This is a genomic window from Halochromatium glycolicum, assembly GCF_016584085.1.
Taxonomy (GTDB): domain Bacteria; phylum Pseudomonadota; class Gammaproteobacteria; order Chromatiales; family Chromatiaceae; genus Lamprobacter; species Lamprobacter glycolicus.
The window spans coordinates 191,365-211,843 of record NZ_NRSJ01000002.1 but is presented as its reverse complement, the minus strand read 5'-3'; the positions used below and the strand labels follow the sequence as shown (position 1 = coordinate 211,843).

The 20,479-nt window shown below is 65.4% G+C and carries 18 protein-coding genes; 12 read left to right on the top strand and 6 right to left on the bottom strand.

Translation table 11 applies throughout. The features are described 5' to 3' along the window. Nucleotides 1-24: 24 nt before the first annotated feature. From CKO40_RS02285 to CKO40_RS02270, 4 genes are all read right to left on the bottom strand, one after another. Nucleotides 25-381, bottom strand: a complete 357-nt coding sequence (locus CKO40_RS02285; RefSeq protein WP_200344332.1) for an HVO_A0114 family putative DNA-binding protein — start codon at nt 379-381, stop codon at nt 25-27. Then, nucleotides 378-668: a toxin-antitoxin system TumE family protein gene (locus tag CKO40_RS02280; protein ID WP_242476728.1), complete on the bottom strand. Its 291-nt coding sequence runs from the start codon at nt 666-668 to the stop codon at nt 378-380. The genes CKO40_RS02285 and CKO40_RS02280 overlap by 4 nt, the downstream gene beginning before the upstream one ends. 123 nt (nt 669-791) lie before the next feature. Next, nucleotides 792-1,082, bottom strand: coding sequence for a N(2)-fixation sustaining protein CowN (gene cowN, locus CKO40_RS02275; protein WP_200344330.1), 291 nt, complete (start codon nt 1,080-1,082; stop codon nt 792-794). 1 nt (nt 1,083) lies between these two features. Then, on the bottom strand, nt 1,084-1,953 hold the full coding sequence (locus CKO40_RS02270) for an SIR2 family protein (RefSeq protein ID WP_200344328.1): 870 nt from the start codon (nt 1,951-1,953) through the stop codon (nt 1,084-1,086). 722 nt (nt 1,954-2,675) lie between these two features. Between CKO40_RS02270 and nifE the strand changes: the two genes are divergently transcribed. The 7 genes from nifE to fdxB all read left to right on the top strand — a co-directional run bounded on the left by nifE (nt 2,676) and on the right by fdxB (nt 8,380). After that, nucleotides 2,676-4,280, top strand: coding sequence for a nitrogenase iron-molybdenum cofactor biosynthesis protein NifE (gene nifE / locus CKO40_RS02265; protein ID WP_242476727.1), 1,605 nt, complete (start codon nt 2,676-2,678; stop codon nt 4,278-4,280). Between the two features lie 3 nt (nt 4,281-4,283). Beyond that, on the top strand, nt 4,284-5,837 hold the full coding sequence (nifN, locus tag CKO40_RS02260; protein ID WP_200344326.1) for a nitrogenase iron-molybdenum cofactor biosynthesis protein NifN: 1,554 nt from the start codon (nt 4,284-4,286) through the stop codon (nt 5,835-5,837). A 138-nt stretch (nt 5,838-5,975) separates the two neighbouring features. Further along, nucleotides 5,976-6,452, top strand: coding sequence for a NifB/NifX family molybdenum-iron cluster-binding protein (locus CKO40_RS02255; protein WP_200344324.1), 477 nt, complete (start codon nt 5,976-5,978; stop codon nt 6,450-6,452). 22 nt (nt 6,453-6,474) lie between these two features. Beyond that, the gene (locus CKO40_RS02250) at nt 6,475-6,957 is read left to right on the top strand and encodes a SoxR reducing system RseC family protein (protein ID WP_200344323.1); all 483 of its coding nucleotides are present in this window, start codon (nt 6,475-6,477) and stop codon (nt 6,955-6,957) included. Nucleotides 6,958-7,063: 106 nt separating this feature from the next. Continuing rightward, nucleotides 7,064-7,555 carry a NifX-associated nitrogen fixation protein gene (locus CKO40_RS02245; RefSeq protein ID WP_200344322.1) on the top strand — a complete coding sequence of 164 codons (492 nt, stop codon included), beginning with the start codon at nt 7,064-7,066 and terminating at the stop codon, nt 7,553-7,555. 72 nt (nt 7,556-7,627) lie between these two features. Further along, on the top strand, nt 7,628-7,846 hold the full coding sequence (locus CKO40_RS02240; protein WP_200344321.1) for a CCE_0567 family metalloprotein: 219 nt from the start codon (nt 7,628-7,630) through the stop codon (nt 7,844-7,846). A 225-nt stretch (nt 7,847-8,071) separates the two neighbouring features. Next, nucleotides 8,072-8,380: a ferredoxin III, nif-specific gene (fdxB, locus tag CKO40_RS02235; RefSeq protein ID WP_200344320.1), complete on the top strand. Its 309-nt coding sequence runs from the start codon at nt 8,072-8,074 to the stop codon at nt 8,378-8,380. 383 nt (nt 8,381-8,763) lie between these two features. Here the strand turns inward: fdxB and CKO40_RS02230 are convergent, their stop codons facing one another. Continuing rightward, entirely contained in the window at nt 8,764-12,798 is a 4,035-nt protein-coding gene (locus tag CKO40_RS02230) for an efflux RND transporter permease subunit (protein ID WP_200344319.1), read from the bottom strand. 292 nt (nt 12,799-13,090) lie between these two features. On the opposite strand from CKO40_RS02230, the gene CKO40_RS02225 reads away from it, so the two are divergent. Both CKO40_RS02225 and CKO40_RS02220 read left to right on the top strand, forming a co-directional pair. Continuing rightward, a complete protein-coding gene (locus tag CKO40_RS02225) occupies nt 13,091-13,315 on the top strand; it encodes a hypothetical protein (RefSeq protein ID WP_200344318.1) in 225 nt (74 codons plus the stop codon). 243 nt (nt 13,316-13,558) lie between these two features. Then, a complete protein-coding gene (locus tag CKO40_RS02220; RefSeq protein WP_200344316.1) occupies nt 13,559-13,717 on the top strand; it encodes a hypothetical protein in 159 nt (52 codons plus the stop codon). Between the two features lie 42 nt (nt 13,718-13,759). Here CKO40_RS02220 and CKO40_RS02215 read toward each other — a convergent pair whose 3' ends face one another. Beyond that, the gene (locus tag CKO40_RS02215; protein ID WP_200344314.1) at nt 13,760-15,370 is read right to left on the bottom strand and encodes a cation:proton antiporter family protein; all 1,611 of its coding nucleotides are present in this window, start codon (nt 15,368-15,370) and stop codon (nt 13,760-13,762) included. A 316-nt stretch (nt 15,371-15,686) separates the two neighbouring features. On the opposite strand from CKO40_RS02215, the gene fusA reads away from it, so the two are divergent. From fusA to CKO40_RS02200, 3 genes are all read left to right on the top strand, one after another. After that, on the top strand, nt 15,687-17,735 hold the full coding sequence (gene fusA / locus CKO40_RS02210; RefSeq protein WP_200344312.1) for an elongation factor G: 2,049 nt from the start codon (nt 15,687-15,689) through the stop codon (nt 17,733-17,735). Between the two features lie 245 nt (nt 17,736-17,980). Next, nucleotides 17,981-19,579 carry an aminodeoxychorismate synthase component I gene (gene pabB, locus CKO40_RS02205; protein ID WP_242476726.1) on the top strand — a complete coding sequence of 533 codons (1,599 nt, stop codon included), beginning with the start codon at nt 17,981-17,983 and terminating at the stop codon, nt 19,577-19,579. A 270-nt stretch (nt 19,580-19,849) separates the two neighbouring features. Beyond that, nucleotides 19,850-20,347 (top strand): copper chaperone PCu(A)C, encoded by a 498-nt coding sequence (locus CKO40_RS02200; protein WP_200344310.1) that lies wholly within the window; start codon nt 19,850-19,852, stop codon nt 20,345-20,347. Nucleotides 20,348-20,479 lie beyond the last annotated feature (132 nt).

Here is a 20,479-nt window from a genome sequence, read left to right as displayed (position 1 = left end):
GTCGTCGTGCTCGATTGATGCGGGTCATGCAGCATCACGGATACCCGCGTGGATCAAGATCTCGTCATAGGGGGCAAATAGGGTTTCATTCGTGTCTCGCTGCAACAGCCCGAGCTCAACGAGCTCCGCGACGTCCGCGTGCACCCTGTCGTAGTCTCGATTCAACGCCTGCGCGAGCTGCTGCACGTTCACTCCCTCGTCGGCAGCGACATGACGCAATAGCTCCAGCCGCTTCTCGGTGATCGCCGAGAACAGCTCCCGCAAGCTGCCGAAGGCCAATCGCGGTCTGATTGCATCGCCGGACTCGGCCGCGGCCCAGGTGTCAGAAAAGGCCTGCAGGGCCGCGTCTGGCGTCAGCACACTGATTTCGATAACGCTCATTCCCACCTCCAGCCGGCGAGCTCCGAGCAGTCGGCACGGAAATCGGCGAGCAACTGCTCCAGCGATGAAAACGCATAAGGCTCCTCACGATCGCCATGGTGCCGGTGATCGCCCTTGCCCGTCTCATTGTCGTAGCGCACCACACAGGCTCCAGCCTGACCGCAGAATAACCGATACTTGAGGCCATGCGGTCGCTCCGGGGTCGACACCGGCAGCGACCAAATGACCATCTCGCAGATCATCTCACCTTGCCGGGCCTTATAGCGGAAGAGCTGTCGCGCTCGCATGGCTGGCCAGCATGCCAGATGGAATTACCGTCCACCATAGGTCAAGCTGCATTTTGAGCGCATCGCGGCATCTGGCCGATCAAATGCCAAAAGCAGCACCGCAGCACCGCAGCACCGATGCGCTCAACAGCACTCCAGCTCCAGCTCCTCGAGCATCCCCTCCAGCTCCTGCTCGCCCCAGCGTTCGAGCAGCTCGCGCAGCGGGTTCAGATGGCAGTGGATATGATAGAGCGCGTCGTGCTCGGGCCCGTTGCGGCCATCGAGCTTGGCCTCGAAATAGCGCCAGAACGGATCATCGCGCTCGCCATGGTCCATGACCACGCGAAGTGCCGTCACGAAACGTTGCGCATTGCCGTCACAGTCGATCCCGCGGAAGCTGATATAGCGGTCCGGCCGCTCCTGTACTGCATCCATCTCAGCACCCCACCTCGGCAGCCGCGGCCTCGCTATGGAAACCATCGGCCTCAAGCAGCTCGTCGATATCGGCCTCGATGATCTCGATCTGCTTGCCGGCGCAATAGCGCCGTTCCTTCTCGGTCGGCTCCGGGATCAGCGCCCAGCCGGCCGGCTCATCAGCGGCATGGATCAGGTCCGACAGGACCATGCGCTCGGTGTCGCGGGTCAGGCGCATCCCAAGCAGCAGATACTGGCGACCGACCCGATACTCCTTGAGGAACCGCGGCACGCCGAAGCCGCCCATCAGCTCGGTCAGGTAGTCGACGAAGTCGGCATCCGAGGCGATGTAGGTGGCATCCGGGCGCGGGCTGCCGAGCGGCTTGAACAGGATTGGCAGGTTCGGATCGACCGCGTCCTGCTCGATCTCCTGGTAGCGGCTGCCGTCAAAGGCGTGGAGGCGGAAGCGGAAATCGGTGCCGGCGATGCGCGCGATGCCGCGGATCAGCGTATGCGGCCGATCGGCATAGGAATCCTGCAATTGGGTGTCGCGGTTGATATCGATGACATAGGGCGGCGCCAGCGTCGCGAGCCATTCATGCACCGGCGCCCGTGTCCACGCGCGCTGCCCATAGGTCGCATCGAGGAAGCGCGTCACCGCGCTGCGGCCGCGCTTGAGCTCGACATCCATCGCCGCACGCGGGAATTCCCACATCAGCCGCTTCGACATCGGCCGGCCCCTGTTCATCGCCAGGATCAGGCTGTCACTGTCAGCAGGGATGGGCGCTCCGGTCTGCGTGTCGACGACCGATGCCAGCGCACCGGGGCCGAGGTAGGGGGTCAGATCGCCGCGGCGCAGCGCGTTGGCGAGATCGGACAGTTCGATAGACATGGGACGTCCTTAAGGATCGGAGGGAATCCTCGGCTTGCAAGCAAGTCCAGCGCCAGCTTCGGGTCGATCGGTTTGCCCGACCTCCCCGACAGCGGACCGGAAGCTGTCTCGAGCCTTGTCCATGGCCGCAGCGCGGCACGCCTGGCGTCAGAGCAGGGCCCAGCCGAGACGGCCGAATGGCTCCGGCGTCGGACCCCTTACGCGCTGATTAACCCCCTGTATTAGATGGTCAATCAACGCATGCACTCGGCCAACGCCGATCCCTGGCCTGAAGCCTCGCCTTGTTCTTACCACAGACGCCCCAGGCCGCTCCGTCTCCTCGCCACCTGCCGACTGTTCAACGGAGCGCTGGAACCCGCGCTCGTCTCCTGCTGAACCTGTTGCAAAGGCGGCAACTGGCGACGGTTGTTCGCTTTGCAACAATCCGCCGCGATGTCCCGCCGCGATGCGCCGGCTGGGGTGCGCCGGCTGCGGTGTGCCGGCCGAGCGATCACTGCTCACCAGTCGCTAAGCTCCTATCCAACTTTGGAAAATCAGCAATCAGAACGCCGAGATTTAGCCCCATTACCGGCCCATCACCGATCCAATGCCGCCCCATCGCGGCTCCAGCCCTGCCGTCTTGGAGCACCGGTTCGAGCACCGGACAGGCACTGGCACGCCGTCTGCTTAACCCTTCCCCAATCGCTTCTTTCCAAATCGCGTCCCCGTCGGAACCCGAGGTCATGAAACAGAAAGACATCGCCGCCCTGCTGGACGAGCCCGCCTGCGAGCACAACAACAAGGGCAAGTCGGGCTGCGCGAAGCCGAAGCCCGGCGCCACCGCCGGCGGCTGCGCCTTCGATGGCGCCCAGATCGCCCTGCTGCCGATCGGCGATGTCGCCCATATCGTGCACGGCTCGATCGCCTGCGCCGGCAGCGCCTGGGACAACCGCGGCAGCCGCTCGACCGGCCCCAGCCTCTACAAGCTCGGCATGACCACCGATCTCACCGAGCAGGACGTGATCATGGGCCGCGGCGAGAAGCGCCTGTTCCATTCGATCAAGCAGGCGATCGACAGCTACGACCCGGCCGCGGTCTTCGTCTACAACACCTGCGTGCCGGCGCTGATCGGCGACGATGTCGACGCGGTCTGCAAGGCGGCCTCGGAACGCTGGGGCAAGCCGGTGATCTCGGTCGATGCCGCCGGCTTCTACGGCACCAAGAACCTCGGCAACCGCATCGCCGGCGAGACCATGGTCAAGCAGGTCTGCGGCGGCCGCGAGCCCGACCCGGTCCCACCCGGGATCGAGCGGCCGGACTTCAAGGTCCATGACGTCTCGCTGGTCGGCGAATACAACATCGCCGGCGAGCTCTGGCATGTCTTGCCGGTGCTCGACGAACTGGGGCTGCGCGTGCTCTGCACCCTCTCCGGCGATGCGCGTTTCCACGAGGTGCAGACCATGCATCGCGCCGAGGCCAACATGATGGTCTGCTCCAAGGCCATGATCAACGTCGCGCGCAAGCTCGAGCAGGCCTTCGGCACGCCCTGGTTCGAGGGCAGCTTCTATGGCGTCGAGGACATGTCACGGGCGCTGCGCGACTTCGCCCGGCTGCTCGACGACCCGGATCTGAGCCAGCGCACCGAGGCGCTGATCGCCCGCATGGAGGCGCGTCTCGACGCCGCGCTCGAGCCCTGGCGCGAGCGGCTGCGCGGCAAGCGGGTGCTGCTCTACACCGGCGGGGTCAAGTCCTGGTCGATCGTCTCGGCCCTGCAGGACCTTGGCATGACCGTGGTCGCGACCGGCACCCGCAAGTCGACCGAGGACGACAAGGCCCGCATCCGCGCGCTGATGGGCGATGACGCGGTGATGATCGAGGACGGCAACCCGCGCAACCTGCTCGATCTCTACTGGCGCGAAGGCGCGGACATCATGGTCGCCGGCGGCCGCAACCAGTACACGGCGCTCAAGGCCCGCATCCCGTTCCTGGATATCAATCAGGAACGCGAGTACGGCTATGCCGGCTACGACGGCATGCTCGAGCTCGCCCGCCAGCTCTGCCTGACCATCGAGAGCCCGATCTGGCCGGCCGTGCGCAGTGTCCCGCCCTGGCGTCTCGCCGGCAGTGCCGGCGCCGGCGCGATGACGCCGAGCACCGCCGCTGCTGAGCCCCCCTTCGCCCAGGACTCCACGGCCGCGAGCGCAGCCAGAACGGGTCAGGGTCAGGCCAAGCGGGGTCAGGACAGTGCCGCCGCCGGCGCTAGTGCTGGCGCTCGCGAGCAACGGGCCACGCCGCCCGACACGACATCCGGTACGCCGACTCAAGCCCAAACCACAGTGGAGGTGTAACCGATGGCTGAGCAACCCGTTACCGTTGGACAGTCGAATAGTGGCCCGCGCAACGCCGGTCAGGCCGGCGCCCTGACAGGCGGGCAGACCGCCGACAGAGCAAACCCCACAACAGGCTCCCCGGGCCAAGCCGAAACCATCGGCCCCACGATCGTCAAGCGCAACAAGGCGCTCTCGGTCGGTCCGCTCAAGGCCAGCGCGACGCTCGGCGCCACCCTCGCCTTCCTCGGCATGCATCGGTCACTGCCGATGCTGCACGGCTCCCAGGGCTGCACCGCATTCGGCAAGATCTTCTTCATCCAGCACTTCCGCGAGCCGATGCCGATGCAGACCACGGCGATGGACCAGGTCAGCACCATCATGGGCGGTGACGACGCCGTGGTCGAGGGGCTCGCGACCATCTGCAAGAAGCACGACCCGGCGCTGATCGGCCTGCCGACCACCGGACTGGTCGAGACCCAAGGCGCCGATATCAAGCGCGCCGTGCGCCAGTTCCGCAGCGCCCATCCCGAATGCGAGCGGGTCGCGGTGGTGCCGGTCGCCTCGCCGGACTACAGTGGCTGCCTCGAGACCGGCTTCAACGCCGCGGTGCGGGCGCTGATCGACGAGCTCGTCCCGAAGGCGACCGCTGCCGGCACGCGGCCCGGACGCCGCCAGCGCCAGGTCAATGTCCTGGTCGGCTCACACCTGACCACCGGCGACATCGAGCACCTGAAGGACCTGCTCGAACGCTTCCGGCTGCGGCCGGTCGTTCTGCCGGACATCGCCGATGCGCTCGACGGCCATCTCGCCGAGAGCGACTACAACGCGCTGACCATCGGCGGCACCCCGCTCGACGAGCTCGCGACCCTCGGCGATGCCGCGGCGACGCTCGTCATTGGCGGCTCGATGGCCGGCGCCGCCGACCTGCTCGCCGAGCGCACCGGCGTGCCCGATCATCGCTTCCCGCACCTGATGGGGCTCGACGCGATGGACCGCTTCATCGCGACCCTCGCCGAGATCAGCGCCGAGCCGGTGCCGGAGCGCATCGAGCGCCAGCGCTCGCAGCTCCAGGACGCGATGCTCGACAGCCATTTCGCGCTCGGCCAGGCGCGGATCGCACTCGCCGCCGACGCCGATCTGCTGGTCGGCTTCACGCAACTGCTCGCGAGCCTGGGCGCCGAGACGGTCGCCGCCGTCGCCCCCACCAATGCACCGAGCCTGCGCGCGGCGGTCACCAGTGAGATCAAGATCGGCGATCTCGAGGACCTCGAGCAGCTCGCCCGCGCCAACGGCGCCGAGGTCCTGATCACTAACAGCCATGGGGTCCCGACCGCCGAGCGACTTGGCATCCCGCTGCTACGCGCCGGTTTCCCGCAGTTCGATCGGGTCGGCGGCTGGCAGCGGCAGTGGATCGGCTACTCGGGCAGCCGCCAGACCCTGTTCGACCTCGCCAACATCCTGCTCGGGCTGCACAAGGGCGAGATCGCGCCCTATCGCTCCCGGCTCAAGCAATGGCCCGAGGGCGAGCGCGACGGCCAGGCGCAAGACCCGCACCACGGCGTCGCGGCCGCTTGAGCCCTATGGCCGCCTCGCACCCAGAGAGAGGCGAGCGCGCCTCCGAGGCCATTGGCGAGGCCGGTCGCCGCATCGGTTCCCCCGCGCCTTGGTGAATTCAGACGATCTCTAGATACAGATTGACGCGAGCCCATCACCATGACGATGAAACGCCAGCTCAAGCTCGTCGGCACCGAGGAGGCCGACCCCGTCACCGTCAAGGTCGCCTTTGCCAGCAGCGATCGTCAGCGCGTCGATCAGCACTTTGGCGCCGCCGAAGGCTTCGCGGTTTACCGGGTCGGCCCGAGCGGCTATTCGTTGCTTGAGGTCGCGCAGTTCGGCCGCCTCGACATGGACGGCAATGAGGACAAGCTCGGCGCCAAGATCGAGGCCCTGGACGGCTGTGTCGCGGTCTACTGCCAGGCGGTCGGCGCCTCGGCCATCGGCAAACTGCGCGCCCAGGGCGTGCAGCCGATCAAGGTCACCCCTGGCACCCTGATCAGCGCCCTGCTGCATGCGCTCAAGCGCGAGCTGCGCGACGGCCCGAGCGCCTGGCTGCAGCGCGCGATCGAGCAGCAGGCCCCGCGCAGCGCGAGCCGCTTCGATGCGATGGCGGCCGAGGGCTGGCAGGAATGAGCGCGATCCAGGAGACCGCCCGATGATCGAGCAACGCGCCACCGTACTCGCCGTCGCCGACGGCGCGGCCTTGATCGAGGTCGCCCGCGAGACCGGCTGCGCCGGCTGCGGGCGCGCCGATCGCTGCGAGAGCGCAACCCTTGCCAAGATCTTCGGCAACGGCGCCGCAACGCGCCTGCGGGTGCGGGACCCGATCGGCGTCAGCCCCGGCGATCAGGTGCTGATCGGCGTGCGCAACCCGACCCTGGTGCGCGCCTCGCTGGTCGCCTATCTGCTGCCGCTGCTGACCTTCGTCGGCAGCGCCAGCGCCGCCGATGCGCTCGCCGTCAGCGATCTCGGCAGCGCTGTGGTCGGCATCCTCGGCCTCGCCCTTGGCCTGCTGCTGACCGCGCTGATCACCGGCGGCACCGGCGCCCGCGCGCGCTTTCGCCCAATCCTGCTGCGCCGCGCCGATGATCGGCCGCCGATCCTGATTCCCGAGACCCACCCTTCGGTAGGCGGCTAAGACCAGCGCCCCGAGCCAGCACCCCGAACCAGTACGAAGAAACCCTAGCAAAATGGCTTCCGCCATCAGCAAATTTTGATAGGGCCTCAAAGACCAGGAGAACCCGATGACCGTTGCGACGCCCGAAGCCCCACCCAGCCCCGCGATCTCACCCGATGATCCGGTGCTCGGCACCGAGTTCGCAACTGAGATGGTCCGCCAAGTCCGCGCGATTGACCCCTACGGCACCTATGACAACCTCTCGCCAGCCGAGATCCTCGAACCCTATGTGCTGACCAAGGCGAAGAAGCGTGAGATCCCGATCGTCGGCGACCCGGACGAGATCGTCGTCGCCCGCCTGCAGGCGTTCTACAACGCGATCGCGGTGATGATCGAGCAGGAATGCGGGCTGCGCGCCATCCCGCTGCTCCATCTGAGCCACGAGGGCTTCGGCCGCGCGCTGATCACGGTCGGGAAGCTGGTGGTGATGGATCGCACCCTACGCGACGTACATCGGTTCGGCTTCCCGTCGCTGTCTAAGATGAAGCACGAGGCCGACACCTTGCTGGCCGTCGCGCTCGAGCTGATCGGCGAGCACAGTGACGTCGCCGGCCTCTAAGACGCCCCAACAGACTGGCTCCTGCAGACAGATCAATCAGGAGCTTGCGCGAGTCAACCTGAGAGCAAACCGATGACCGAAGACGATCTCAAGGCCCTCGAGAAGGCGACCAAGAAGGCGAAGCGCATCGCCAGCGAGCGCGCGAGCGAATTGCACGACCTGGTCGAAGACCGCCTACCGGCCGCCTTCGAGGAGATACCGGCCATGGCTCAAGCGACCTATGACGCCTGCCAGGCCTGGTCCGAAGCCAACGCCAGACTCAAAGCGGCCCAGGCGGCAGCCGAAGCCTGACCAGCGGTCGAGCCGGCGGATCATCTGTCGCCATTCGGCCTCTATGCCGGAGCGCAGGGCCTGCAAAGACGAGGTTTGAAGGCGCCTTCTGTCCGGCAATCCAGTGAACCAGCGATCACAATCAGCGCGGTATCGAGCCAATCATACCCCTTCAGTCCTCCCCTGAGAGCGCCCCGCAGTCAATCAACGGCGGCACGATCAGGGCCAAACCAGCGGAGCAGCGTAATGAGCACCATCACCGGAGTCACCCGTGGCGGCAGCGAATGGACCCCATCGTTCATCGTCGACCTGAATCAGAACAACTGCATCGGCTGCGGCCGCTGTTTCAAGGTCTGCCCGCGCGACGTCTTCGAACTGATCGACCGCGACGAGCTGGACCTGGATGACGACGATGATTTCGACGACGACTTCGATGAGGCGCCGGGCATGGTCATGAACCTCAAAGACAGCATGGACTGCATTGGCTGCGAGGCCTGCTCACGCGTCTGTCCGAAGGGTTGCCTGACGCACGAGCCGCAGGCGCTCGCCGCCTAGAACGGACCCGTACTCAGCCTGACGGACCAGCGCGCCAGCGGTGCAGCAGGCAAAGCGAGCATCGTGGCCCCATTCGCTCGAGCGGCGGCGTGGTAGGCTGAAGCGGGATCTTAGGCGATTGCCGGAAAAGCTCGTACCGAATTGCGCAGGATTTTCGTTTGCCTTCGAGGAGCGTCGCCGGGAGCATAGCCGGGCCATGTGACCGGCGGCGCGACGAAGAAGGCGAGCGAAAAGACCAGCAATGCGGTATGAGCTTTGACAGAAATCGCCTTAGCCTGCCCGGTTCGCTCCCGACGAAGGCGAGTGCCTGTCCGATAATGCCTCCACGATTCCGGGGCCACCGGTGGTCGCGACAGCCTCCGGAAGCAAACGATGGACACGTCCTAGCTGGATGAGCCCGAGTCCTTACTGGTGTCGCGCTTGGTCGATTGTCCAGTCTTCTTCTTGCTGGCCGGGGCCTTCTTGGTCGACGCCTTCTTGGCCGTCGCCTTCGTTGTGGCGCCTTGCTTCGCCGGGGCCTTCTTCGTTGTCGCTTTCTTCGCGGTCGCCTTTTTTGTGCTCGTCTTCTTGGTCGAGACCTTCTTGGCTGGGGCCTTCTTCGGCGGAGCCCCGTTGGCTGGGGCCTCGGCTGTCGACGCTGCCCGCGCCACAGTATCGCCGCTTGGCGATGCCGTCGCAGGCGCCTGTTGTCGAGTCGATGCCGGCGCGGCCTCTGACTCGGCTGGCGCCGCAGAGACCGAAGGCTCCGAGGGACTGCCCGTTGGCGCGGATTGAGACGTGGCACCTAGCGCCGTTTCGGGCGACGGGTGCTGGGGACGGTCGTGCGGCCCACGCCGCCAGCGGAAGAGATCGACGAGGAGATCGCTGAGGAGGCCGAACATCTTTGCTCCTATCGTTTTCAGCCAAATGAACGCAGACAAGCTCGCCCACCAAGCCCGCAGCCAGGTCGGCGTCGCGCGGCGCACCGCTTCGCCTATGATAACGGTGTCACCCCTTCCTGCGCCTGTTTCGGAGGTCGCCCCTCGCCGATCGTCGCTCCGATCACGAACCGCTGCCGCGTCCGGACCCTCAATGTCGGCGTCCCCCTCGATCTCCTGAAAGCGGGCCGACAGGGTGCGCTCCCCACTCTCGGTCTCGACCAGATAGAACTGCCGCTTGAGCGAGATGCAGCCGAGCGGGATCACGATCACCGCCATCAGGGTCGCGACACCGGCACCGAACAGCAGGCTCACCGCCATGCCCTGGAAGATCGGGTCGTCGATGATCGCCCAAGCACCGGCCATCAGCGTCAGCGAGGTGATCAGGATCGGCCGCATCCGGATCTCGGCGCCGTCGACCGCGGCCGCGCGCACCGGCTTCCCGCGCGCGACCTCGATCTTGACGAACTCGACGATCAGGATCGACTGCCGGACGATGATCCCGCCGAGTGCGATCATGCCGATCATCGAGGTCGCGGTGAACTCGGCGCCCATGATCAGATGGCCGGGAATGATACCGATCAGGGTCAGTGGGATCGGCGACATGATCAGCCCCGCTAGCGCGAAGTCGCGGAACTCCCAGACGATCAGGCCATAGATCAGGACCAGCGCGGCCATGAACGCGAGGCCCATGTCGCGGAAGGTCTCGTAGGTCACGGTCCACTCGCCGGTCCATTCGAAATCGGCCACTGCGTCGGTCTTCGGCGGGGCGATCAGCCCGTCCGGCATGCCGCTCATCGTGCTGCCGGGGCCGGGCGGATCATAGTCCTCGAGCCGATCCTCGACCGCCAGCATGCCGTAGATCGGTGCACCGAGGCGACCCTCCATCTCGCCGACGACGTACTCGATCGGGCGTAGATCCTTGTGATAGATGATTTGGCCCTCGGGCTGGCGCACGAAACGGCCGAGCTCGGCCAGCGGCACTCGGCGGCCGTCCGGCCCCGCGATCGGCAGACTGCCGAGCGCGCTGATCTCCGAGCGGTATGAGAGCGGCACCTGGATCACGATGTAGGTCGGTTCCTGGACCGTGCCGCGCTTGACGTCGCCGACCTTGGCGCCGCCCAAGGCCATCGCGAGATTCCGATTGATGGTGTCAACCGAGATCCCGCGTCGGACCGCCTTCTCGGTGTCGACCTCGAAGCGCCAAGAGCTGTACGGCTCGATCAGGTAGTTGTCGACATCGACGATCCCGTCGGCCTGCTCGAACATCGCGGTCATATCGCGCGCGACCTCGCGACGTATCTCGGCACTCGGGCCATACACCTCGGCGACGACGGTCTGCAGCACCGGCGGACCGGGCGGCATCTCGACCACCGCGACCCGGGCGCCGAGCTCATGGGCCAAGGGCGCGAGCAGCTCGCGCGCGGCGACCGCGATCGCATGGCTCCCCCGCTCACGCTCATGCTTATCCTTGAGCATCACCAGCAGGTCGCCTTGCCAGGACTCCTCACGCAGATAGTAGTGGCGCACCATGCCGTTGAAGTTGAACGGCTGCGCGGTGCCGGCATAGGTCTGGATCGCGACCACCTCCGGCAGCTCCTGCAGCTTGTCGGCGAGCCGCCGCACCACGTTCGCGGTCTCCGGCAGCGCCGTGCCCTCGGGCAGATTGACGACGACGCTGAACTCCGGCTTATTGTCGAACGGCAGCATCTTCACCGGCACGACCTTGAAGTAGAACAACGTACAGACCAGGGCCGTGGCGGCGATGGTGCCGACGAGGAACGCCTGGCCGAGCGCCCGATCCCGGATCAACGGCATCACGAGCGGCCGATAGAAGCGACCGACGATCGCACGCGTACGCTGCTCGCGCCGTTCCGCCCGCTCCAGCGCCTTCAGCCGCGGACGCACCCGCAGCGCGAACCAGGGCGTGAACACGAACGCGGCGACGAGCGAGAAGAACATCGCCGATGAGCCCAGCACCGGGATCGGGCGCATGTACGGCCCCATCAGACCGCTGACCCAGCCCATCGGCAGCAGCGCCGCGATGATGGTGAAGGTGGCGAGGATGGTCGGATTGCCGACCTCGTCGACCGCGGCGACCGCCTCGCTGATCGAGGTCTTGCCGAGCTCGAGCCAGTGGCGGAAGATGTTCTCGACGACGACGGTGGCATCGTCGACCAGGATGCCGATCGCGAAGATCAGTGCGAACAGGCTGACCCGGTCGATGCTGTAGTCGACCACCCAGGCCCACCAGATCGTCAGCAGGATGACCACCGGGATCACCGAGATCACGACGATCGCGGCGCGCAAGCCCAACCCGACCAGGCACAGGATCGAGACGATCACCGCCGCCTCGAACATCGCCTTGAGCAGCTCGTTGACCTTGTCGTTGGCGCTCTGGCCGTAGTTGCGGGTGACCTCGACCTGGACATTGCTCGGGATCAGCCGCTGCTCCAGGGCCGCGAGCTTATCGAGCACGGCCTCGGCCACCGTGACGCCATTGGAGCCCTCCTTCTTTGCGATCGCCAGCGTCACCGCCTGGGCACCGTCGGCCGAGTGCTCACCCTGATATGCCGGTCCGGTGGTATGGGTGACGACCTGATGGGTCTCCTCCGGCAGCGGCAGCACCCGCGCGACATCGCGGACATAGATGGGATGACCGCCCTGGCTGCCGACAACGAGCCGCGCGATATCCTCGGCATCGTTCAAGAAGGCGCCGGAATAAACCTTATAGGCGCTTCCGCCGCCCTCGGTCGCGCCGGTCTGGGTCTCGGCGTTGGCGCTGCGGATGGTCTCGGCGATCCGATCCAGCGTGATCCCATAGCCGGCCAGCCGTTCCATCATCACCTCGACCCGGATCTGCTCCTCGCGGCCGCCAACGACGAACCCCTTACCCGTATCGGGCACCGACCCGAGCTCCTGCAGCACATCGAGGGCCAGATTGCGCAGCTGACTATCGTCGATCTCTTCAGACCAGAGTGTCAGGGTCACGATCGGCACATCGTCGATACTGACCGGCTTGACCAGCGGCGGCTTCACGTCCGGCGGCATCCGGTCCATGTTCGCCTGCAATTTGTCGTGGACCTTGACGATGGACTCGCCCATGTCCTCGCCGACGGTGAAGCGCACAGTGACGATCGCGCCGCCGCGCCGGGTCGCCGAGTAGACGTGGCGTACCCCGGTCAGCTCCATCATCAGTTGCTCGAGCGGCAGTGTCACCATGCTCTCGACCTGCTCGGCCGAGGCGCCGGGATACTGGACGAAGACATCGATCATCGGCACCGAGATCTTCGGGTCCTCCTGCCTGGGCGTGAACAAGAGCCCGAGCATGCCGATGCAGAGCGCCCCGATCAGCAGCATCGGCGTGACCGGGGTATTGATGAAGGTTCGGGCGATTCGGCCCGAGAGTCCGATGGTCGGCGGAGTCTTGGAAGGGCCGCCGTCGCCCGCACGACCGGAATCCGGCTGTTGCGTTCGGCCGGCCTTGATGGAGTCATTCATGCCGCGCGCTCGTGATGGACGCCGGGCACCGAATCCGCCACTACCCCAGATGCCAGTGAACCCGATCGATGGCTTGGACCTGTCGATGATACGGCCATCAATATCACCGACGGGACCAGGGCCACAAGCGGCCAATCGTTATTGGCTGCTGAGCGCAGCACGAATCCACCGCCGATAAGACGCGAACGCCAAATTGATGGGTTGTGACGGGGTCGTCTTGATGACCAATTCAGCAGTTAGTAATATTGTTTTACTTTAATAATCGAAGCCTTGGATCAGGCTGGAGCTATCGATGTATCTAGACGCCTTAACGATCGCGGGCCTGGTCAGCGCCGCGAGCTTCTTGCTGATGCCGCTGCTGATGGGGCGGGAGCTCATTCGCGTCGACGGCACCGATGAAACCGAGCGACGCCCAACAGGGCGGGAAACGGCCACGCAACAGCCGCAGCGACCCCCCAGCTCAGGCTGTCTTGAGCCCGCATTGGCACACCCATGGGGCACTGAAAACGCCGAGTAAGGGGGAACGGTGGTGTGATTCACGCAGGCCCAACCGCCGGAACCATCAACTCTCGATGACCCTGGCGCCCACCTGGCCCATCACGCAATTGCCAACGGCCTCACAGTTCAATCGGTAAATTCTCGTTGATTAAACAGCCACATAGCGAACTGTGACCGCGTTAGCGCAGCGGACGCGCTTCCCTGGCTAATCTGTCGCTGTCCACCCTCCGGACGCGCCACGACTAGGCAGGAGACTCAGATGATGCTTGATCTGATAACAATTACTGTTCTGCTCAACCTCATGGGCCACATGCTGATGCCGCAGCTGAAGCGGCACGCGCCGATCCTCTTGAAAGCAACCACGACCTCCCCGCTGCGCTCGACGCGTACCAGGACGCTCATCCTAGAGCGCACCCGGTGAGCGCTGGTCCGCGAACAGCCTGGATACCTTCGCAGAGGCCGCTCAGCTCGACGCAACGGACGCCGGCATCGCTGCTGGCACCGAATGGCTCTCAGCACAGACATGCTGCGCGAAGCCGGCCCCAGCCTCGGCATAGAGATTGAACACCAGCTGGACGCCGGCCGCCCGCAGTGCCTGTTCATCCTCGGGATACTTCGCAATCGCACCGATGGTGCCAGTGAACCCCTCCTTGATCAGGTGCTCGGCGGCGAACAGGTTCTCGGAGACCTGGGGCATGGCCAACAGTACCAGCCGCATATGGCCGTCATCGAGATGCAGCCGGTGCCAGAAGTCCGCGTCGGTCGCACTGCCCTGCACGACATAGCGCCCCTGCGTTTGGTGACGCGCGATCGTATCCGGGTCGGCATCGACACCGACCGGCCGCAGTCCGCGCTCATGGGCCAGTTCGTCATAGGCACCACTGCCGATACGGCCCATCCCGACCACCATCGCGTTGGCGTCACCCGGATCGATCTCCGCCTCCTCGGCCAGCCGGCGCTTGCGCTCACGTGCGCGCAGCCACTCGCTGATCCTTTCATACCAGGAATGGGAGCGGCTGCTCGCCGGCGCCGCTGCAATGAACGAAAACGCGAGCGCGAGCGCGACGATCGCAAGCCACCGCGGATCGAGCCAGCCGTTCTCGACCCCGATCGCCGTGACGATCAGACCGAACTCGCTGTAATTCGCCAAGGTCAGACCGCCGAGAAAGGCCGTACGCCCGCGCACACCGAACCAGAGCATCAGCGTCTGGAACAGATACCACTTGTAGGGGAGCGCGATCAGTAGCAGTGCCGCAAACAAGACCATGCCCGGCGACGGTGCCCCATGCAGTCCAATGCTCAAGAAGAAGCCGACCAGCAGCAGGTCTTTCAGGTCCAGCAGTGACTTTGCGAGCTCGCTCGCCTTGGGGTGATTCGCGACCATCACGCCGATCAGGATCGCGCCGAGATCGCCCTTCATATGGACGATCTCGAACAGCTCTGAGGTCCCCATCGCCAGGGTCAGCCCGAACAACAACAGGAGCTCGCCATGACCCACCCGGCTCATCAGCCACAGGAGCCCGCGTCGCGCCGGGATCAGCAACAGCAGCAACAACGCCCAAACCGTCGGCACCTTACCGGCCGAGAACGCTAGGAACAGCACCGCGGCAACATCCTGGATGATCAGAATGCCGATCGCGATCGTGCCGTAAAGCGAGCCCATCTCGCCCTTCTCCTCAAGGACCTTGACCGCGAAGACGGTGCTCGAAAAGCTGAGGGCGAACGCGAGCAGCGCAGCGGTCTGGAAGTCCACTCCGGCCAACAACGGAACGCCGAGCCCTCCGAGCGCCAACAGCAGCGGGACCGCGAAGGCAAGCATTGCGAACATGTGCAGGGTCGCCGTCCCCCACACATGCGGCTGGGCCAGGCTCTTGATCTTGAGCTTGAGGCCGATCGTGAACAGCAGCAGGGTGATGCCGATGTCCGCGACCTCCTCGAGTAGGGCGCTCTCACGGGCACCAAAAGCGTGCAGTACGAAGCCCGCGACCAGGTAACCGACCAGCGGTGGCAGACCGATCTGCCGCGCCCCGAGGCCGAGTGCGAACGCCACCGCAATCCAGACGATATCGAACATCCGAAGCCCTCTCCTGACACGGAACACCCCGCCGAAACAAGCCAGCCGCCGCCCGCTGGGTGCACCCATGTTGACAGCAGATCGCACCCGGAGCATGCCTTCACTGCCGGTTGTCCGTGCTGCCGAGAGGGAGCAGGTAGCGAGTGGCGTCAGCTGAATGGTAAGGGGCGAATTGATCCAAAGCACGCGCCATGCCGTTTGCACCAATGACGCCGCCCGAAATGACCAGTTGGTTACGCTATACTCGCTCGGCCAATCCGGCTTGCCGCAACGGCGGCGGCCTCCGCTTACCACCTGCAGCGAGAAGGGTTCCTTCATGTCTGACTACAACGCCGAGGACGTCCGTAACATCGCCCTCGTCGGTCACGCCGGTTCTGGGAAGACCACCCTCGTCGAGGCGCTACTGGCTAGTGCTGGCGCCATCTCCGAGCCTGGCAGCGTCACAAGAGGCACGACGGTTTGTGACCACGATGATATGGAGAAGGAGCTCAAGCATTCGCTGGATGTCGGCATCACCGGGTTCGGCGCGCACGGCAAGCACATCAACCTCTTGGACACGCCCGGCTACCCGGACTTCCTCGGTCGCACCCTCTCGGTGCTCAACGCGGTCGAGACGGCCGCGATCGTGGTCAATGCCGAAAACGGCATCGAGCCGATCACCCAGCGCGCCTGGAAGGCGGCCGACAAGCGCAATCTGTGCCGCATCTTCATCGTCAACGGGATAGACAACCCGAACGCCGACCTTGCCGCGCTCACTGAGCAACTGCGCGACACCTTCGGCAACGAATGCCTGCCGATCAATCTGCCGGCCGACGGCGGCAAGCGGGTGATCGACTGCTTCTTCAACCCGGCCGGCGACGCCACCGATTTCTCATCGGTCGAGGCGGCGCATGGCCAGATCATCGATCAGGTCGTCGAGGTCGACGAAGAGTTGATGGAGGTCTATCTGGAGCAAGGGCAAGAGCTCCAGCCGGAGCAGCTCCATGACCCGTTCGAAGAGGCACTGCGGGAAGGCCATCTCGTGCCGATCTGCTATTGCTCGGCCGAGACCGGCGCCGGGATCAAGGAGCTGATGGAGGTACTGGTGCGCCTGATGCCAAACCCGGCCGAGGGCAATCCCCCGCCGTTCATGCGCGGTGAAGGCGCGGAGATGCAGCCGGTCAGGGTCGAGCCAGACCCAAGCAAGCACGCGATCGCGCATGTCTTCAAGGTCATCAACGACCCATTTCGCGGCAAGATCGGGATCTTCCGCGTCCATCAAGGCCGGATCACGCCGAACAGCCAGCTCTACATCGGCGATGCCCGCAAGCCGTTCAAGGTGACGCACCTCTATCGCATCCACGGCAGCGAGCTGATCGAGGTCGACGAAGGCGTGCCGGGTGACATCCTCGCCGTCTCGCGCGTCGACGACATCCACTTCGACGCCGTATTGCACGACTCGCACGACGAAGATCACTTCCATCTGCGCAGCATCGAGTGCCCAATGCCGCTGTTCGGGCTGGCGATCAATGTCACCAAGCGCGGTGATGAGCAAAAGCTCAACGACGCGCTGCACAAGCTCGAGTCGGAAGACCCCTGCTTCCATGTCGAGCACAATGCCGCCGCCAACGAGACCGTGATGCGCGGGCTCGGCGAGGTCCATCTGAAGGTCCTGCTGCGCCGCCTGTCCGAGCAGTTCCATGTCGATGTCGAGACCCGACCGCCGAGCATCCCCTATCGCGAGACCATCACCGCCAAGGCCGAGGGGCATCACCGACATAAGAAGCAGACCGGCGGCGCTGGCCAGTTCGGCGAGGTCTATCTGCGCATCGAGCCGCGTGAGCAAGGCACCGGCTTCGAGTTCGTCGACGAGACCGTCGGCGGCTGCATCCCGAATCAGTTCATCCCGTCGATCGAGAAGGGTGTACGCCAGGTGCTCGAGGAAGGCGCGATCGCCGGCTATCCGATGGATGACGTGCGCGTCGCTGTCTACGACGGCAAGTCGCATCCGGTCGACTCCAAGGACATCGCCTTCGCGACCGCCGGCAAGAAGGCCTTCATCGAGGCCGTGCTCAAGGCCAAGCCGGCGATCCTCGAGCCGGTGGTCAAGATCCGGATCACCGCGCCCGACCACAACATGGGCGATCTCGCCGGCGATCTGTCCGGCCGCCGCGGCCGCATCAACGGCAGCGAGGCGAAGAGCGGCGGCCGCATCGTGATTGACGGCGAAGCCCCGCTCGCCGAGCTCGAGGGCTACGAATCGCGGCTGAAGTCGATCACCGGCGGCGAAGGGACCTACAGCCTCGAGCTCAGCCACTACGCCCCGGTCCCGGCCAACGTTCAGAAGCAGCTCGCCGACGCCTACCAGCGCGCGGGCGACGACTAAGGCGATTGCCGGAAAAGCTCGTACCGAATTGCGCAGGAGTTTCGTTTGCCTTCGAGGAGCGTCGCCGGGAGTATAGCCGGGCTATGTGACCGGCGGCGCGACGAAGAAGGCGAGCGAAAAGACCAGCAAGGCGGTATGAGCTTTGACAGAAATCGCCTAAGCGGGCAGCCACACCGACCGGCAAGCCCCGTGCCCAGCGGGGCGCGAACCGCAAGGCGCCGCTGACGTCGCGGCGGCGACCAGCAATGCGCTACCTGACCGAGCTCCCCTACCTGGCCGATTCGGCGCAGCTGTTTGCATCGCTCGCCGATCGCCCCTGGGCGATGTTTCTCGATAGCGCGGCGACCAGTGGCGGGGATGGTCGCTGGGACATCCTCGCCGCCGATCCAACCGCGACCCTGGTCACCCGCGGCCGATCCACCGCGATCCGTGACGCCCAGGGCACCCGCTGGTCGGAAGCCGACCCGTTCGCCTTGCTGCGCGAGGCGCTGGGTCCGCGCACCGAGGCGCCTGCTGGGCTGCCCTTCGCCGGCGGCGCGATCGGCTGGTTCGGTTACGATCTAGCGCGGCGCATCGAGCGCCTGCCGCTGCAAGCGACCGATGCCGAAGACCTGCCGGAGATGGCAATCGGCATCTTCGACTGGGCGTTGCTGGTCGATCACCTCGAGCGCCGCAGCTGGCTCGTCGGCGCCGGGCGGAGCGCACGGACCTGCGCCCGCTGGCCGCAGCTAGTGGAACATTTCTCCCGCCTGCTCCAGGATCTCACGCCGGCGTTGGCGACGATCCACGAATCGTCTCCCGATTCCGGAGCGGCGGGTCGCGCCCGCTATCGAGAGCAGGTCGGCCGCGAGCCGCCTGATGAAACCGTGGCGGGCTCCGATCGCAGCGGAATCGAAGCCGCGAACATTGGACCAGCCTGCGGACGTGCGAGGCCAAGCGCCGAGGTCACGGATTCCGCATCGACCGCCCGAGCAGTGGGCACCGCCCTGCGGGCGACCGCCCCGTTGCACTCGAACCTCTCGTTCGACGCCTATGCCGCCGCCTTCAGGCGCGTACAAGACTACATTCAGGCCGGTGACTGCTATCAGGTCAACCTCGCACAGCGTTTTGCCGCCCCGGCCAACGGCGATCCCTGGCCCGCCTACTGCTGCTTGCGCCAACTGAACCCGGCGCCCTTCTCGGCCTACTTGAAGACGCCCTTTGGCGAGGTCCTGAGCTCGTCGCCGGAGCGCTTCCTGGCACTGCGGGGCGGCCGCGTCGAGACCCGGCCGATCAAGGGCACCCGTCCGCGCAGCTCCGACGCCGCCGAGGATGCCGCATTGCGGCGGGCACTGGCCGAGAGCCCCAAGGATCGCGCCGAGAATCTGATGATCGTCGATCTGTTGCGCAACGATCTCGGCCGGGTCTGCCAACCCGGCAGCATCCAGGTCCCGGCCCTCTTCGCGACCGAGACCTATGCGTCCGTCCATCATCTCGTCAGCACCGTCTGCGGTGAGCTCCGGGCCGGCGAAGACGCGGCATCGCTGCTGCGCGCCTGCTTCCCGGGCGGTTCGATCACCGGCGCACCGAAGATCCGCGCGATGGAGATCATCGAGGAGCTCGAGCCCCATCGCCGCGGCATCTATTGCGGTGCGATCGGCTATCTCGGCTTCGACGGTGCTATGGACACCAACATCGCAATCCGTACCATCGTCAACAGCGGCGGGCAGGCTCGGTTCTGGTCCGGCGGCGGACTCGTGCATGACTCAGTGCTCGATGAGGAGTACCGCGAAACCTTCGACAAGGCAGCGCGACTGATGCAGCTGCTCGCTCCGACGTCGCCCCCCACACCGCCTCCCGGTTAATGGAACTGCCTGCTGGGTCGCCGGAGCGCCTGCCAATCATTCCGATCTCCCAGCACAATTCCGATCGCCCAGGTCTTGCAGTGCGCCCAGCTTCCCGATGTGCAGACGGACAGCCTGTTCCCTTGCACAACGAGTGATCCCAAGCACCTGCGCTGCTGCTAGCGCATCATCGGCCTGCTGCCTTCTACAGCGTCTTACTTGTAGACTTTGCACCGACATTGCCTGCGCGGTGGTCGCGCAGTCGTTTTCCCTGATCCCGGACCCAAACCGATGAACACCACAAAGCGCGCCTTCCGTCCTCTCTCTCCCTTCCTGATCGTCTTGCCACTGTTATCGCTCAACCTCTGCGCTGCGGAACAGCCCGCAACGCCGGCTACCGAGATCGAGGTCCAAGACGCCTACGTCCGCGCGGTGCCGCCCGGACAGCCGAATAGTGCGGCCTTCATGCACCTAACCAACACGAGTAACCGGGATCGCGCGTTGGTTATCGGCGAGACCGACGCGGCGGAAGTCGTCGAGCTGCACACCCACAAGATGGAAGACGGCATGATGCGGATGCGCCAGCTCGAACAGATCGAATTACCGGCCGGCGAGACCGTCAAGCTTCAGCCAGGCGGATTGCATGTGATGCTGATCGGCCTCACTGAGGACTTGAGGGCGGGCGACAGCATCGAGCTCCACCTCGGCTTCGATGATGGTAGCCGGCAATCCCTGACCCTGCCCGTCAAGCGCGTGACACATGGGACCGGCACCATGCCAGCACACTAGCCGGAACCTTCGTTAGGCGATTGCCGGAAAAGCTCGTACCGAATTGCGCAGGGTTTTCGTTTGCCTTCGAGGAGCGTCGCCGGGAGCATAGCCGGGCTATGTGACCGGCGGCGCGACGAAGAAGGCGAGCGA

What these genes read in the sequence shown, in the direction of transcription:
- CKO40_RS02285 (WP_200344332.1), bottom strand. Translation starts at nt 381, where the DNA reads ATGAGCGTTATCGAAATCAGTGTGCTGACGCCAGACGCGGCCCTGCAG.
- CKO40_RS02280 (WP_242476728.1), bottom strand. Translation starts at nt 668, where the DNA reads ATGCGAGCGCGACAGCTCTTCCGCTATAAGGCCCGGCAAGGTGAGATG.
- cowN (WP_200344330.1), bottom strand. Translation starts at nt 1,082, where the DNA reads ATGGATGCAGTACAGGAGCGGCCGGACCGCTATATCAGCTTCCGCGGG.
- CKO40_RS02270 (WP_200344328.1), bottom strand. Translation starts at nt 1,953, where the DNA reads ATGTCTATCGAACTGTCCGATCTCGCCAACGCGCTGCGCCGCGGCGAT.
- nifE (WP_242476727.1), top strand. Translation starts at nt 2,676, where the DNA reads ATGAAACAGAAAGACATCGCCGCCCTGCTGGACGAGCCCGCCTGCGAG.
- nifN (WP_200344326.1), top strand. Translation starts at nt 4,284, where the DNA reads ATGGCTGAGCAACCCGTTACCGTTGGACAGTCGAATAGTGGCCCGCGC.
- CKO40_RS02255 (WP_200344324.1), top strand. Translation starts at nt 5,976, where the DNA reads ATGACGATGAAACGCCAGCTCAAGCTCGTCGGCACCGAGGAGGCCGAC.
- CKO40_RS02250 (WP_200344323.1), top strand. Translation starts at nt 6,475, where the DNA reads ATGATCGAGCAACGCGCCACCGTACTCGCCGTCGCCGACGGCGCGGCC.
- CKO40_RS02245 (WP_200344322.1), top strand. Translation starts at nt 7,064, where the DNA reads ATGACCGTTGCGACGCCCGAAGCCCCACCCAGCCCCGCGATCTCACCC.
- CKO40_RS02240 (WP_200344321.1), top strand. Translation starts at nt 7,628, where the DNA reads ATGACCGAAGACGATCTCAAGGCCCTCGAGAAGGCGACCAAGAAGGCG.
- fdxB (WP_200344320.1), top strand. Translation starts at nt 8,072, where the DNA reads ATGAGCACCATCACCGGAGTCACCCGTGGCGGCAGCGAATGGACCCCA.
- CKO40_RS02230 (WP_200344319.1), bottom strand. Translation starts at nt 12,798, where the DNA reads ATGAATGACTCCATCAAGGCCGGCCGAACGCAACAGCCGGATTCCGGT.
- CKO40_RS02225 (WP_200344318.1), top strand. Translation starts at nt 13,091, where the DNA reads ATGTATCTAGACGCCTTAACGATCGCGGGCCTGGTCAGCGCCGCGAGC.
- CKO40_RS02220 (WP_200344316.1), top strand. Translation starts at nt 13,559, where the DNA reads ATGCTTGATCTGATAACAATTACTGTTCTGCTCAACCTCATGGGCCAC.
- CKO40_RS02215 (WP_200344314.1), bottom strand. Translation starts at nt 15,370, where the DNA reads ATGTTCGATATCGTCTGGATTGCGGTGGCGTTCGCACTCGGCCTCGGG.
- fusA (WP_200344312.1), top strand. Translation starts at nt 15,687, where the DNA reads ATGTCTGACTACAACGCCGAGGACGTCCGTAACATCGCCCTCGTCGGT.
- pabB (WP_242476726.1), top strand. Translation starts at nt 17,981, where the DNA reads ATGCGCTACCTGACCGAGCTCCCCTACCTGGCCGATTCGGCGCAGCTG.
- CKO40_RS02200 (WP_200344310.1), top strand. Translation starts at nt 19,850, where the DNA reads ATGAACACCACAAAGCGCGCCTTCCGTCCTCTCTCTCCCTTCCTGATC.